The organism is Shewanella sp. 10N.286.54.B9 (assembly GCF_041468565.1).
Classification (GTDB): Bacteria; Pseudomonadota; Gammaproteobacteria; order Enterobacterales; family Shewanellaceae; genus Shewanella.
In genome coordinates, this window is the sequence record NZ_JBFRIY010000022.1 from 23,464 (window position 1) to 36,569 (window position 13,106).

Genomic DNA, 13,106 nt, shown 5'->3' on the forward strand with positions numbered 1-13,106 from the left:
TGCAATACAAGGATGAACTAGGAGCTGGCGATGAGCAGTAACTTACATCAAGCAGGGGTTAAGCTGCTCAAACAGCTTGGGCGTCACGCTGAGCTGGTGATGGATGTTTATCTATCGGGCTCGGTGTCAGAAGATGAAACTAATGCAGCTGCCATAGAAAAGTTACGTAAAAGCGATATATTGTGGCGGCCTGAAGCGGAGCAAGAGCTGCGTTTAAAGCGCTCTGTGCGTGCTCTATTAGAGGAAGCGTTAAGTGATGAGCGAAACCGTCAGATAGATTCTAATGTTGGCAGTTCGCTGGCCAGTATTAAAACCTTGGCTGATCATTATAAGGAAGCGCGTCATAATGTTGATTACGCTGCCTCTGAGGCTTACCTTGCTGACTTAAGTGAGCATGTCTATAGCTTTGCTGATGGCCTACGTTATTCGATACGAGTGCTGTGGAGCCGTATTAACAACGAGTTTGGTTATGTCGGCACCATCAACGCTAAAATTCGTGAAAACGAATTGGCACAACAGCAAGTGACAGAGCTACTCAACGGCTTAGAGATGTTCAAGTTTAGCGAGCTTACCGAGATAGCGGGTGATATTCGTGAACTGAGAAAGTTACTGGTTACCACGTTACAAGATACGTTGAGCGATTGTACGCAAGAGTTGAGTGTGGTGCAGGGACGCCTGCTTGAGCTGCTTGGTCGTTTCCGTCAAATTCGAGGTCGTACTCGTTTACTTAAAGGCTGGCTGCTTTATACCGATCTTCATCCAGATTATCATCCAGCGGATCATGTTAGCCATAAACAACTGCCTGCATTGTTTAACTGCGCCGAAGCGTTACTTGCGCCTGCGGCGGTAGATGTTCACAGTACTTTGTATGAGCCTGAGCTGTTTGAAATTGTTTCCAATATTAAGCGTATCGACAGGCTTAATGCTGGACAGGTAACCGCCGAGCAAGATGTATCAGTGTCGCTTAGCCAAACTGAAGACTTTGATATTCCCGATAACCCGCTCAAGTTAGCGGTTGATGCATACTTCTGTGCGGTGATTGATTCAGGCAAGAGTCAATCAGCATTGGAGTACCTCGATGAGCAAGCGTTAAGCTGGGATCGTGAAAGTTGGTTGTATCAAGTCATTTGTGGTTATGAAGGCTTGCCTGAAGAGCATCGACAATACTTTGAGCTTGAAGCTATCGGTGAATCCGACCCTGTTTATACTGGTAACTTCGTGATTCGCGATGTTGAGCTATGGCTCGCCTAACAAAAGTCCATGCCAATTTGATTGCCAATGTGCTGCGAAAGCGCATTGGCAAGGTGCCCTTTAGCGCTAATTGGCAAAAGATATTTGCAGAGCTGGAAGTGGGTGATGTTGATGAGTCTAGCCGAGCGTTGCGATTTAGTGCTGAGCAGCTACATCAGCTGAACCAAATGTCGACGGTTTATTTTGGTAGCGAGCTACTCAAAGACTCCTTCGAGGGGGCTCGCGCTGAGGTCGCTAAGCATAGTCGCTATGAAAAGCTGGCGACAATATCTCCTGATGAGCAGTTTGTACTGCTCAAACCGCAACTTTTTTACGCGAATCTTCCACTAGAGTGCTCACTTAGAATACCGCTCGCTAAGGTTATTCAATTATTGGAGTCTCAGACTACACGGATTACTCACCTAGTGATTGTTGAAAACCTCGATGCCTTTGATTGTTGGCATCATTTTTCGGTCGATGAATCGCTCAATAATGTACTAGTGGTGTATAGAGGGCATAACGGATTGGCTAAAGGACTTAGCGCTTTGCTTGAACAGTTACCTGAAAGGATTACTGTTGTGGCGTTTGTTGATGTCGATCCTGCTGGTATACAAATCGCACTCACTACCCCCAGAGTCACACAACTGCTTGCTCCAAGCATTGAGGCTCTTTCATCATTAGTCGTTACCGCAAGCTCTACGGAAGACTACACAGCCCAATATAAGCAGCTTAAGTATATAAGCCAGCAAAGCAACGACTGGCAGGCAATGCAACAGTTTATTATCGAGTATCAAGTCAGCATTAAGCAGCAGCATCTGCTGGCTCATAAGCTAGGATTGATTACCCATTCACGAGCTTGTTAAGCGTAAATATTCAGCTGTTTCGCTTTAGATAACACTGCCTATTAAGTAAAGTTAGTGATACTGATTGTTTCGTAGTGTGTGTTTAGTTGTTTATTCTGTAATTCGGTTGTTCGGCAGTAATTATCACTGCCGTGTTTTTGCTTGTTTGTTTCAATAGGGTTGCCGCAGTGTTGCTGGTGTAAAAGTTGCTTAAGCTTGGTTTTCGGTAGTGCAACCAATTTTACTGGTTATACAGTGGCTTACTTTGTTCGTATTTAAATGTTGTTAGATTGTTTTATAAACTAATTCAGTAGTTTTGATTGAAATTTTTGCCAGCATGTTTCACTATCCCTGCACAAATAGGCGCTTCGTAGTAAGCTGCCAAGATTGAAGGCAATAGAAGACATGCGATAAGACGTGTCGAATATAAGGCAAGTTAATGACTAAATCACTTTCTACTCGGATCTTTATCGGTCTATTTTCAGGTTTGATCCTCGGCTCGATCATTCAATACTTCCTCGCAGATATCGGTTTCTTCAGCGGTACAGTGGTAGATATCGCCTCCGGCGCTGGCACCATGTTCGTTAATATGATCATGATGTTAGTGGTACCACTTGTGTTTGTTTCAATTGTATGTGGTGTTTGCGAGCTGAAAGATCTCAATAGTTTTGGCCGCTTAGGCGGTAAAACGTTTGGCTTCTACATCATTAATACCTTAGTAGCTATTTTTGCCGCATTAGCTGTCGCTTTGCTGTTAGCGCCGGGAAAAGGCGTTGATATGTCGAGCAGTGGTGGTGTTGATATCGTTGCTACAGAGCTACCAAACTTAGTACAACTTATTGTTGGTATCGTGCCTAGTAACCCTGTTGCCGCCTTTACATCGGGTAATATGCTACAAGTAATCTTTATGGCACTTTTGCTAGGCGGCGTGATTAAGTCACTTGGTGAAACAGCTAAAAGCGCAGTGAGCGGTTTTCAGGTTGCCAACAAAATCATGATGAAGCTTATTAGCGTGGTCATGCAGTTAGCGCCTATTGGTGTGTTCGCATTGATGCTGAAGCTAGGCGCAACCCTTGAAGCTGCGATATTTGGTAGCGTATTAGAATACCTTGTGGTCATTCTAAGCTTACTGCTGTTGTGGATATTTGTTGTTTATCCTTTTGCTGTAAGCATGTTTACTCCAGTATCTGCCAAAGAGTTCCGCGCAAAAACCCGTGAACAGATCCTATTTTCACTTTCAACCGCCAGCTCAAACGCTACTATCCCAGTAACAATGCGTACCTTAACTGAGAAGCTGGGTGTTAATCGCGCCGTAGCAGGTTTTGGCGTACCGCTGGGGGCAACGATGAATATGGGCGGCGTATCAATTTACATCACCATTGCTATCTTCTTTGTTGCGAATGCGTTTGGCGCGCCAATAGGCATGGATCAGTTACCTGCGCTACTGTTTAGCATCTTCCTACTGTCTGTTGGTGCTGGCGGTGTTCCAGGTGGCGGAATGGTGATGATTGGCGTGCTTATTCATCAGATGGGTCTACCGGTTGAAGCATTCGCTATTGTGGCCGCGCTTGACCGTCTCATCGATATGGTGCTGACATCATGTAACGTAGTCGGAGACGCTGCGGTATTGACCATTGTTGATGAAACAGAGAAGCGTGCAGAAGCTAAGCTAGTGACTGCATCAAATAGTGTTACCTCAAGCTAGCTTAAGGGCTGCTTAATCCTAAAAACTCGCCTAAATAGGCGAGTTTTTTGTAGGTATTCTCGAGCGTTATTTTTCTTGTTTTAGTCGACGACTGAGTGCGCTTTGGCTAATGCCGAGCATTCTTGCTGCTGCGGTTTGGCTGTTAGCGGTGCGGCTCATCGCCTCATTAATCAATGCATCTCCCATCTGTGCCAATGTCGGCAGTTCTTTTGGAAAGACTAACTGATCACTTTCCTCTGCAACTACCTTACTTAGGTTGATGGCTTCCATAAACGGGCTGATATTGAGTTGAATACCATCGCTTCTGCTGACAGCATCAAAAACCATCCCTTTTAACTCATGTAAATTGCCTGGAAACTCATAGTCTGCGAGTTGTGCGGCAAGGGTACTTGGCTGATCAGGCCTTGGTAGGTTCATCTCTTCAGCAGCTAAGCTGATGAAATGATTGATTAGCATGAATAGATCGAGCCTACGCTGCCTAAGCGGAGGCAGTTTAATGGTGTGAGAACGCAGACGATAAAGAAGGTCGTTACGGAATTTACCCGCTTTGCTTAAGGCTAGCAGGTCATGTTGCGTCGAGGTGATGATTTTACACAGCACAGGGTAGGCTTTATCGCTGCCAATGGGGTAATACTGTTTATGCTCAATTACATCCACTAGCTTTGCCTGTGCTTCTACTGGCAAATCACCAATCTCATTAAGATACAGTAAGCCTGATTGTACTTGATGTAACACGCCAGCTTGAGCGCTAACCTGGCCATTGTCTAAGGTTTTAATCTGGCCAAAAAGTTGTAGCTCAAAGGCGCTGGCACTGATCCCGGCAAGATTAACGTTGATAAAGGGAGCATCGGGACAACATAGTTGGTGCGCAGACTTAGCAAATTCATCTTTGCCTGTGCCACTCTCACCCTGAATCAAAATAGGTTCTGGACTAGGGGCAACCGCTTCAAAATAGCGAAATTGATCCAGCAATACAGGCTCACAAGTAAGGATGTTATTGAAGGCTTCAGGTTGGGAAAGCGTTTTGCTTAGAAAGCTCTCTTTAATTCTTAGGTAGTTCCGTTCAAGCCCTACGACTTCTAATGCGCGGCGCACTGTGCGGGCAAGGTCATCGACATTATCTGTTTTAATAAAGTAATCATAAGCGCCATGCTTAATACAGCGTACTGCAGTATCAACCTCGTTGACACCGGTGACGATAATGACCCTAGTATTGGGATGCGCATTACGGATCATATCCAATAGCTCTTCACCGGAGTGAAATGGCATGGTCAAGTCGAGCAATACCAATGCGTAATCAGTGACTTCAAGGCGATTCATTACCTGTCTGCTGTCGACACAGGTATCAATTTTGGCTTCAGGTACCAGTCTATTGAGGGTGATTGCAAGGGTGCGTAACCAGGAAGCCTCGTCATCGACAAGAAGAATATTTCTGGCTAATTTCATGCTTGAGTCTCCAATGGGAAGCGAAGGGTGATTACGGTACCTATACCGATACGCGACTTTATCTGCATATCAGCCTTATGTTCTTTAATGATGCGGCTACAAACTGACAGCCCAAGACCAGTGCCGCCACTTGAGCGTCTTGTGGTGAAAAATGGCTCGGTGATCCGTTGTAAAGTTGCTCTGTCCATACCTTGACCTTTATCGGTAATCGTCAAGTAAGCAAATTCTGCTTCAACGTGGGTTTTGAGCACTATATGCTGGTCATTGTCATAAGTGTCAGCATCCAATACGATGGCGTGGCAGGCGTTCTGAATTAAGTTGATTAGCACTTGGTTTAACTGCTGTGCATCGCCCTTAATAATGGGGCTTGGGCTGTATAAGTCAGTGACTACATTTAGGGTCTTTATCTGGTTGGCTGTTAAGCGCAAAGAGACTTGTACCACTTCATTAAGTGATATCGTTTGGTATTCATCAGCTATGGTCGGTAAGGCATAGCGCTTTAAGTCGTTAACGATACGGCTAATACGATCGGCACCTTCAACAATCGATTGGCTACTCAGATTGAGTTCAGTCAATGCGGAAGCAGGCGCTAGCCCTGCAATGTTCCAAAATGGATTCTGCTTCTGGTAGCTATCAGCAGCGATGGCGAGATCGGCAAGGGCATCATTGATAAACGCAATAGAGTGGATGATGATGCCTGTGGGGTTGTTGATCTCATGAGCAATACCAGCTGAAAGCTCCCCTAGAGAAGCCAAGCGACTGGCCTCGTCATTAGCTTGGCGAAGTAGTTGCTGCTCTGTGGTCTCTTCTAGCAGAATAACCGCTTGATCATCGCCAATGGGGTGCAGTTGCAGTTGCCAATGCTGGTTTCCAATAACCATATCAGCAATCGTGGAACGGTTGCAGTCTAAGGTTTCAATAAGGCTTGGCAATAGCTTAAATGGCTGTCCATCGATGTAGTGGAACTCAGGGTTTTTGAGTAGTTGGTTATTATCATTACTCCATAGGCATTCGCCTTGGCGGTTAAATAAGGTAACCCCATGAGGAATACCATCGAGTACAGACTGAAACTGTTTCGACAGGTTAGAGATAGCCGCTTCGGCTTTTTTGCGTTGAGCCAACTCTAGTTTTAATGCCTTGCTGCGTTTACGCAAGCTAAGGCTGACGTAACCTGTGAGCAGCATGCCAACAGCAGAGATCAAGCTAACAAAAATTGCCAGTGACAGCATACGTTGTTGCGCGGAGTTAAGGTCGACCTTCTCACGCCCTGTTCCAAACCACTTATTCACTAGACGGTCATATTCACCCGATAGTTTTAGCTGGCGTAGCGCATCATTAATATGCGCCATTAAGGCTTCATTTTTACGATTACTGACAAAGTTAAACGCGCCGTAGATTAGTGGGTCACTAGAGCTGCGAATTGAAGGGTATAAAGGCATTAATCGTCTGGCAACAAAGTTCTCGGCGATGACAACATCGACTTGATCCTTTATCAGAAGCTGAAAACCTGTTTCGTACAGATCAACATCAACTCTTTTAAAATCTTGCTGTTTACCAGAGATATACACATCGACGAAGGCCCCTTTTTTGATCGCTACGCGTTTACCTTTTAGATCGTCCCAGCCTTCGATAAAAGATTTACCTTGTAGAGTATAAGCTTTTGCATGAGTCGCGTAGATCGGATCGGACTGGCTAAGATCGCGATCGACTGTCACTGGGCTCACCACAGCGATGACATCAATCAAAGAGTCAGGGTTATGAACATCTGTCAGTAACTGCTGGAAGGTTTTGCGTCTCACCACTATCCGTTTTCCGGTGAGTTGGCCGATCCGATCAAGTAACTCTAAGTTGAAGCCTTGATCTACACCGTTATTACGCCATTCAAGCGGAGCGGTTTTAGAGTGAACGCCAAAGATAATGCTGCTACTTTCTTCAGCAACAGCAGTTTGAGTGACCAACACCGAAGTCATTATGAGCAGTGTTGATAAAAGTTTAGCGAGTATTTTCATAAGTTAATCTTAGCATGCACTTATACACGTTAACTGTGCAGTAATTCTCGATTTTTGACCGCTGAAGTTTCGATGTCATGGCGGTATATTCCAGCCTAGCAATCTCTTTGAAGAGCTAAATGATCTCTACAGGGGGTCTTATTTACCAATGTTAGCTAGCTCACACAGACTTATGCATTTTTGCATAACCCATCATGCAGTTATGCGTTAGTGCATGAGTAATTTGGCAAGCTGTGATCAAGTGTTCAGTTTGTTACGAGCGAATGCTCTGTTGGTTGAGACAAGCATATTTCAGGCTCAAAATGAGTTCGAACTTAACAATTGACGACAACATTAACGATTGTCGAAATTACCGTGATGACTTTTACAAGTAACGATAAGTGACTTGGTGAGAGTGAGGATTTGAGATGAAAAACTTTAAAAAAGCAGTGTGTATTGCAACTCTTCTAGGCTCTGCAGGCCTAATGGGTAACGCAATGGCAGCTGATAACTTAGCTGAATTCCATGGTGAAAACCAAGAGTGTGATAGCTGCCACATGCCTGATGGCGAGCTTTCAAATGACAACCTAAGTTACGAAAATGAGCAGTGTGTATCATGTCATGGCACTATGGAAGAGGTGGCAGAAGAGACTGAACACGAACACTACAACGCACACGCATCTCACTTCCCTGGCGAAATAGCTTGTACTTCTTGTCACAGCGCCCATGAAAAATCAATGGTTTACTGTGACTCTTGCCATAGCTTCGACTTTGACATGCCGTACACTAAAAAGTGGGAACGTCATGAGCCAAGCATTGATGAATTACTAAAAGACAAATCAGATCGCCAAGCTGCATTAGCGGCAGCGCCACGCGACACCACAGATGTTGTGGTTATTGGTTCTGGCGGCGCAGGCTTCTCTGCCGCTGTGTCTGCACATGACAATGGCGCTAAAGTCATTCTTGTCGAAAAAGAGCCTGTAATTGGTGGTAACGCTAAGCTGGCTGCAGGTGGTATGAACGCTGCTTGGACTGATCAACAAAAAGCCAAAGGCATTGAAGATAGCGTTGAGTCAATGGTGAAAGACACCATGAAAGGCGGCCGTAACTTAAATGACCCTGCTCTTGTCGATGTATTGGCATCTCACTCAAAAGGTTCAGTTGATTGGTTAACTGCAATGGGTGCAGATTTAACTGACATCGGTCGTATGGGTGGCGCTTCAGTCAACCGTTCTCACCGTCCAACCGGTGGTGCTGGTGTTGGTGCTCACGTGATTCAAGTGCTTTATGACAACGCGGTTAAGCGTGACATCGATATGCGCATGAACACCCGTGGTATCGAAATTCTAAAAGACGACAAAGGCAATGTTAAAGGTCTACTCGTTAAAGGCATGTATAAAGGTTACTACTGGATTAAAGCTGATGCTGTTGTATTGGCAACAGGTGGTTTCGGTAAGAACAATGACCGCGTAGCGAAACTTGATCCAAAACTAAAAGGCTTTGTATCAACTAACCAACCCGGTGCGACAGGCGACGGTATCGATGTAGCGGGTAATGCTGGCGCAGCGATGCAAGATCTACAGTACATCCAAGCTCACCCAACCTTATCTGTTAAAGGTGGTGTAATGGTAACTGAAGCGGTACGTGGTAACGGTGCCATCTTGGTTAACCGTGAAGGTAAGCGTTTCGTCAACGAAATTACTACTCGTGACAAAGCTGCTGCAGCTATCTTAGAGCAAACAGGTAAAACGGCTTACCTAATCTTTGATGATTCAGTACGTAAGTCACTAAGCAAAATCGATAAATACATCGGTCTAGGTGTTGCCCCAACGGCAGATTCACTGGTTAAGCTTGGTAAGCTAGAGAACATCGATGGCAAAGCACTGACTGAAACAGTAGCGCGCTACAACAGCTTCGTGACCGCTGGTAAAGACGCTGACTTTGAACGTCCAAACTTACCGCGTGCTCTTAACGAAGGTAACTACTTCGCGATTGAAGTCACTCCTGGTGTTCACCACACTATGGGCGGCGTGATGATTGACTCTAAGTCTGAAATTCTAAACGCTAAGAAACAGGTTATTCCTGGTCTATACGGTGCGGGTGAAGTGACTGGTGGTGTTCACGGTGCTAACCGTCTAGGTGGTAACGCGATTTCTGACATCGTCACCTTCGGTAGAATGGCGGGTGAAAATGCAGCGGTTTATTCTAAAAAGAATTAGTCTAAGAAAAACTAATCTTAGATTGTTAGTTAGCTAAAGGTTAACTCCAGAGTTTCTCTCTAAGTTAACCTTTAAATTGAAAGCCTTTATCTTATAGATGGAGGCTTTTTTGTATCTGCAACTTTTACGCTTAGTTGCTTAATGTTTAATGCAATCAAACTTTGTTTGATAAAAGGTCATGGCGTTGCCACTTATGAGCACTGGCATTTAGTTAGACAGGGTCTAACAACTAGCGAGCTGAGCTTACAACTCATACTGCTACGGTCTATCGTTCGAGGAAAGTCGTGGCGCTTCGCCCACACCCGAGCCAGTGGGGAAAGCGCTTGTCCCCCTTAACAAACCCTTAGCGCCCCAGACGAAGTTGTCTTCCTCGTACTTATGGATAAATCACTACCGCTTCCGATGGGGCATCCTGCTCCGCGAAAGCTACGCCGACATCCCTGTCGGCATCACGCGATTTATTCCAACGTACTTCGGCAACTCCGGTGGGGGAATGGGGGTTTTCTGTGATTTATACGAAATAGATACTTTTGTATTCTTAAATTGAAAACTCAATAGCCGAATGACTGTGCTTGTCCAGCCCAGAGTTGATGCGGCTGAGGTTTTCGAAAATAGGGCTTTTCGTTGAGTCCATAAGGCCAATTCTGTTCCATACAGAATTTGGCATTCCCTCCGTCCTTGGAAGTCTGGCATGCTTGCGGCGAGTGTCAGTAGCGACTGCACATACGCTGACCGCAGCTCATTGGAACTACTTAGCCTAAATCTAACTTTTCCTTTCCTTAAATATGGTGTTTAAGTCAACGCGCATCTGTTCCTTTAAGCATTCTCGCTTTTGCTACTACAGCAATGAAAAGGTACGCCTTTCCTCTTTGTTTGCTCATAAAAATACACTAAAGAAAGCTACTGTTGCTTTAACTTTTATCAGGCTGAGCTGCAAGGTTATGCATCATTTTATCTGTCACTGCCATAAAACTTTCTAACTGCTGCTCTGATATGCCTGCTGCCATCTGTGAAAAAATCTGCTTGTTTATCTCAGTTATTTGATTGGTGATCTCTTTTCCTGTGGCAGTCACTTCCAAGCATTGGCTGCGCTTATCTTCAGGGTTTGGCTGTTTAATAATAAGTTCTTGGGCAATTAATGTATTAAGCAAACGGGTGACTTGAGCTTTATCCCGATCGAGAAAATTCGCAATGTCGACGGCAGTGCAGGGCGTTTTGGCATTGATGATTTTCAGTACCCGCACATGCATAGGTGCAATCCCGAGTTGCATTTCCTCTAGGTGGTCATGAATCTTTCGTTTCAATGTATGCGCTAAATTAAACAAGCTATCTAATGGTTTTTGACCTGACATAGCGTTCCCCTTTTGAATTTAGTTGACACTGTCAACTAGTTTGATGTATAGTTGACATTATCAACTTGATTGAATGTAATTACAAGCTTGGAGAACGAGTATGAATGTAGAAGCTGCGATATCCCCAGCGATTGCCGCTCCAAATGGCACCCCTTTAATTTATAAAATTCTGTTACTGCTAGCACTGATGAGCGTCATGGGAGGATTGTTTACAGGCATTATGACCTATTCGAGTATTGGTTATACGGACACTTTTTTAACTGATTGGCTCAGTGCCTTCTTACTTGCGGCTGTTACCGTGATGCCGGCTGGTTTCTTTATCATGACACTATTAACTGCTTTGGCAGCCAAGCTCTTACCAGGGCTTAACGAGCAACAACGTAATCTCGTTATCGGTGTGTCGATGGCTGTGATTATGGAGTCACTTTTGGCACTCACAACGGCATTTCATCATGTTGGCTTTATTGAGCCAGCAGCATTTTTTAACGCTTGGTTTAATGGACTTATTGCAGCATTACCAGTGGCATTGCTGGCGATGGTCACTATTACAATGACAATTAAGCCGAAAATTGAACGGTTTTTAAAACGCTGAGTTCGACGATAACGACGAGTAAACATTAACTTAGCGTTAATGGTTTGGAGTATTTATACCGATTGGTATGAGAGTATTTATGAGGTTTATATGAGAAAAGACAATTGCTATCGCATCACCGTAGAGCAAGTTAACCCGGAGTCTGCAGGCGTAAAAAGCTTACAGTTTGATTTTCAAGACCGAGAAGATCTGTTTAATATCGTTGAGCAGTTAAAGCAAAGCAGTGGTTTAGAACAAGCTGCAGCGACCAAGGTGGGCCTAGCTTTACGTCTACTTGGCCCAGTGATGATGCAAAATCGCAAACATCCTCTGTTTGTTGATTTTATGCCTCATTTCAAAAATTTTATGCATAACTTGAAGAGCAAAGTAAAAGCGGCTGTTAAGCCAGAATAGACGCTTCATATTTGATTGCTCTTAGACAAAAAAAGCGCAATTCCTAAAGGAACTGCGCTTTTCTCATTTACTCACGCTGTCTTAAAGCAACGTCAGTTTAGATTGACGGCTCTTCTGAGTAATCAACTTGATGATATTCAAGGCAAGCGTCAACTTCATTGGCAGAACCTAATATCACTGCCACTCGTTGATGAATTTCAGTTGGCTCAATATCCATGATGGTCTCGTAACCGGTTGAGGCTTTACCACCTGCTTGCTCTACAAGAAACGACATTGGGTTTGCTTCGTACATCAAGCGCAATTTGAACGGCTTGTTTGGGTTCTTGTTGTCTGTTGGGTAAGTGAATATGCCGCCGCGGCAAAGTACCCGGTGAACATCGCCCACCATGGCGGCAATCCAGCGCATGTTAAAGGCTTTTTCACGTGGACCAATAGTGCCCAGTAGCAGATCATTAATGTATGTCTGCATTGGCGCTTCCCAGAAGCGTTGGTTCGACATGTTAATGGCAAACTCAGCGGTGTCTTTGCTGATGCTCATTGCTGGATCAGTTAATAGATACTGGTTAGTTTCTGGGTTAAGGGTGAACAGTTGTACGCCTTTGCCTGTGGTCAGTGCCAACATCGTTGATGGACCGTAAAGGACATAACCTGCAGCAACTTGATTACGACCCGCTTGGAGGAAGCTCTTTTCTGATAGTTCGCCTGCTGGCGCTGGCAGTACTGAAAAAATCGTACCGACGAGTGAGTTAATGTCGATATTAGATGAGCCATCTAATGGATCAAAACAGACAAGAAACTCGCCGTTAGCATCGGCGTCAACCACGTAGTCTTCCTCTTCAGAGGCAATACCGCGGACCGTACCGTCAGCTTTTAATGCATCTTTGAGCATATCATTGGTGATGATATCCAGTTTCTTTTGGGTTTCACCTTGAACGTTTTCTTGCTCTGTTGCGCCCAAAATACCCGCTAAGGCACCATGGCGAACGGCATGGCTGATCTCGATAGAGGTGTCAGCTAAGGTCAGGATCAGTTTTTCAAGAGAGGGAGAAATTGCTTGCGATGTCAGGTTTTCAGCCAGAGTCTGCATGTTGTTTCCTATGACAATTTAAGTGTATTAAATTGAGTTAGAGATTTGAGGGTTTAAACTTTTTATTGTCGGCGATGATACCTGAGAATGGCAGTTTTTTCAGCTGTAAAGCGCACAGGCCAGTGCATATTGTCTGCATTGTTTTTGTTTTGCTTATGTTTGAGGCACAATGTAGACCAATTTTCAGCCAAAACACGTTTTAACAACGTGTTATCCAAGGAATAATAATGAAAAAAAATTGGATGAATTTGC

The 13,106-nt window shown here is 44.6% G+C and carries 11 protein-coding genes; 6 read left to right on the forward strand and 5 right to left on the reverse strand.

The features are described 5' to 3' along the window. Positions 1-30: 30 nt before the first annotated feature. From AB4135_RS08410 to AB4135_RS08420, 3 genes are all read left to right on the forward strand, one after another. Entirely contained in the window at positions 31-1,251 is a 1,221-nt protein-coding gene (locus AB4135_RS08410; protein ID WP_371991986.1) for a phosphoenolpyruvate carboxylase, read from the forward strand. Continuing rightward, a complete protein-coding gene (locus tag AB4135_RS08415; RefSeq protein WP_371991987.1) occupies positions 1,239-2,093 on the forward strand; it encodes a hypothetical protein in 855 nt (284 codons plus the stop codon). Before AB4135_RS08410 ends, AB4135_RS08415 begins: the two co-directional genes overlap by 13 nt. A gap of 418 nt (positions 2,094-2,511) precedes the next feature. Next, positions 2,512-3,777: a dicarboxylate/amino acid:cation symporter gene (locus AB4135_RS08420; RefSeq protein WP_220735790.1), complete on the forward strand. Its 1,266-nt coding sequence runs from the start codon at positions 2,512-2,514 to the stop codon at positions 3,775-3,777. Positions 3,778-3,843: 66 nt separating this feature from the next. Here the strand turns inward: AB4135_RS08420 and AB4135_RS08425 are convergent, their stop codons facing one another. Beyond that, positions 3,844-5,223: a sigma-54-dependent transcriptional regulator gene (locus tag AB4135_RS08425; protein WP_371991989.1), complete on the reverse strand. Its 1,380-nt coding sequence runs from the start codon at positions 5,221-5,223 to the stop codon at positions 3,844-3,846. Continuing rightward, positions 5,220-7,193 (reverse strand): ATP-binding protein, encoded by a 1,974-nt coding sequence (locus AB4135_RS08430; RefSeq protein ID WP_371992121.1) that lies wholly within the window; start codon positions 7,191-7,193, stop codon positions 5,220-5,222. Before AB4135_RS08430 ends, AB4135_RS08425 begins: the two co-directional genes overlap by 4 nt. A 446-nt stretch (positions 7,194-7,639) precedes the next feature. On the opposite strand from AB4135_RS08430, the gene AB4135_RS08435 reads away from it, so the two are divergent. Beyond that, a complete protein-coding gene (locus tag AB4135_RS08435) occupies positions 7,640-9,430 on the forward strand; it encodes a flavocytochrome c (RefSeq protein WP_371991991.1) in 1,791 nt (596 codons plus the stop codon). 538 nt (positions 9,431-9,968) lie between these two features. Here AB4135_RS08435 and AB4135_RS08440 read toward each other — a convergent pair. Both AB4135_RS08440 and AB4135_RS08445 read right to left on the reverse strand, forming a co-directional pair. Next, positions 9,969-10,097 carry a hypothetical protein gene (locus tag AB4135_RS08440; protein ID WP_371991993.1) on the reverse strand — a complete coding sequence of 43 codons (129 nt, stop codon included), beginning with the start codon at positions 10,095-10,097 and terminating at the stop codon, positions 9,969-9,971. 244 nt (positions 10,098-10,341) lie between these two features. Further along, positions 10,342-10,782 (reverse strand): MarR family winged helix-turn-helix transcriptional regulator, encoded by a 441-nt coding sequence (locus AB4135_RS08445; protein ID WP_371991995.1) that lies wholly within the window; start codon positions 10,780-10,782, stop codon positions 10,342-10,344. 100 nt (positions 10,783-10,882) lie between these two features. Between AB4135_RS08445 and AB4135_RS08450 the strand changes: the two genes are divergently transcribed. Beyond that, a complete protein-coding gene (locus AB4135_RS08450) occupies positions 10,883-11,374 on the forward strand; it encodes a DUF2798 domain-containing protein (protein ID WP_371991997.1) in 492 nt (163 codons plus the stop codon). 90 nt (positions 11,375-11,464) lie between these two features. Further along, positions 11,465-11,767, forward strand: a complete 303-nt coding sequence (locus tag AB4135_RS08455) for a DUF3861 domain-containing protein (RefSeq protein ID WP_371991999.1) — start codon at positions 11,465-11,467, stop codon at positions 11,765-11,767. Between the two features lie 97 nt (positions 11,768-11,864). On the opposite strand, the gene AB4135_RS08460 is transcribed toward AB4135_RS08455, so the two are convergent. Continuing rightward, a complete protein-coding gene (locus AB4135_RS08460) occupies positions 11,865-12,854 on the reverse strand; it encodes a class 1 fructose-bisphosphatase (RefSeq protein ID WP_371992001.1) in 990 nt (329 codons plus the stop codon). Between the last annotated feature and the right edge of the window lie 252 nt (positions 12,855-13,106).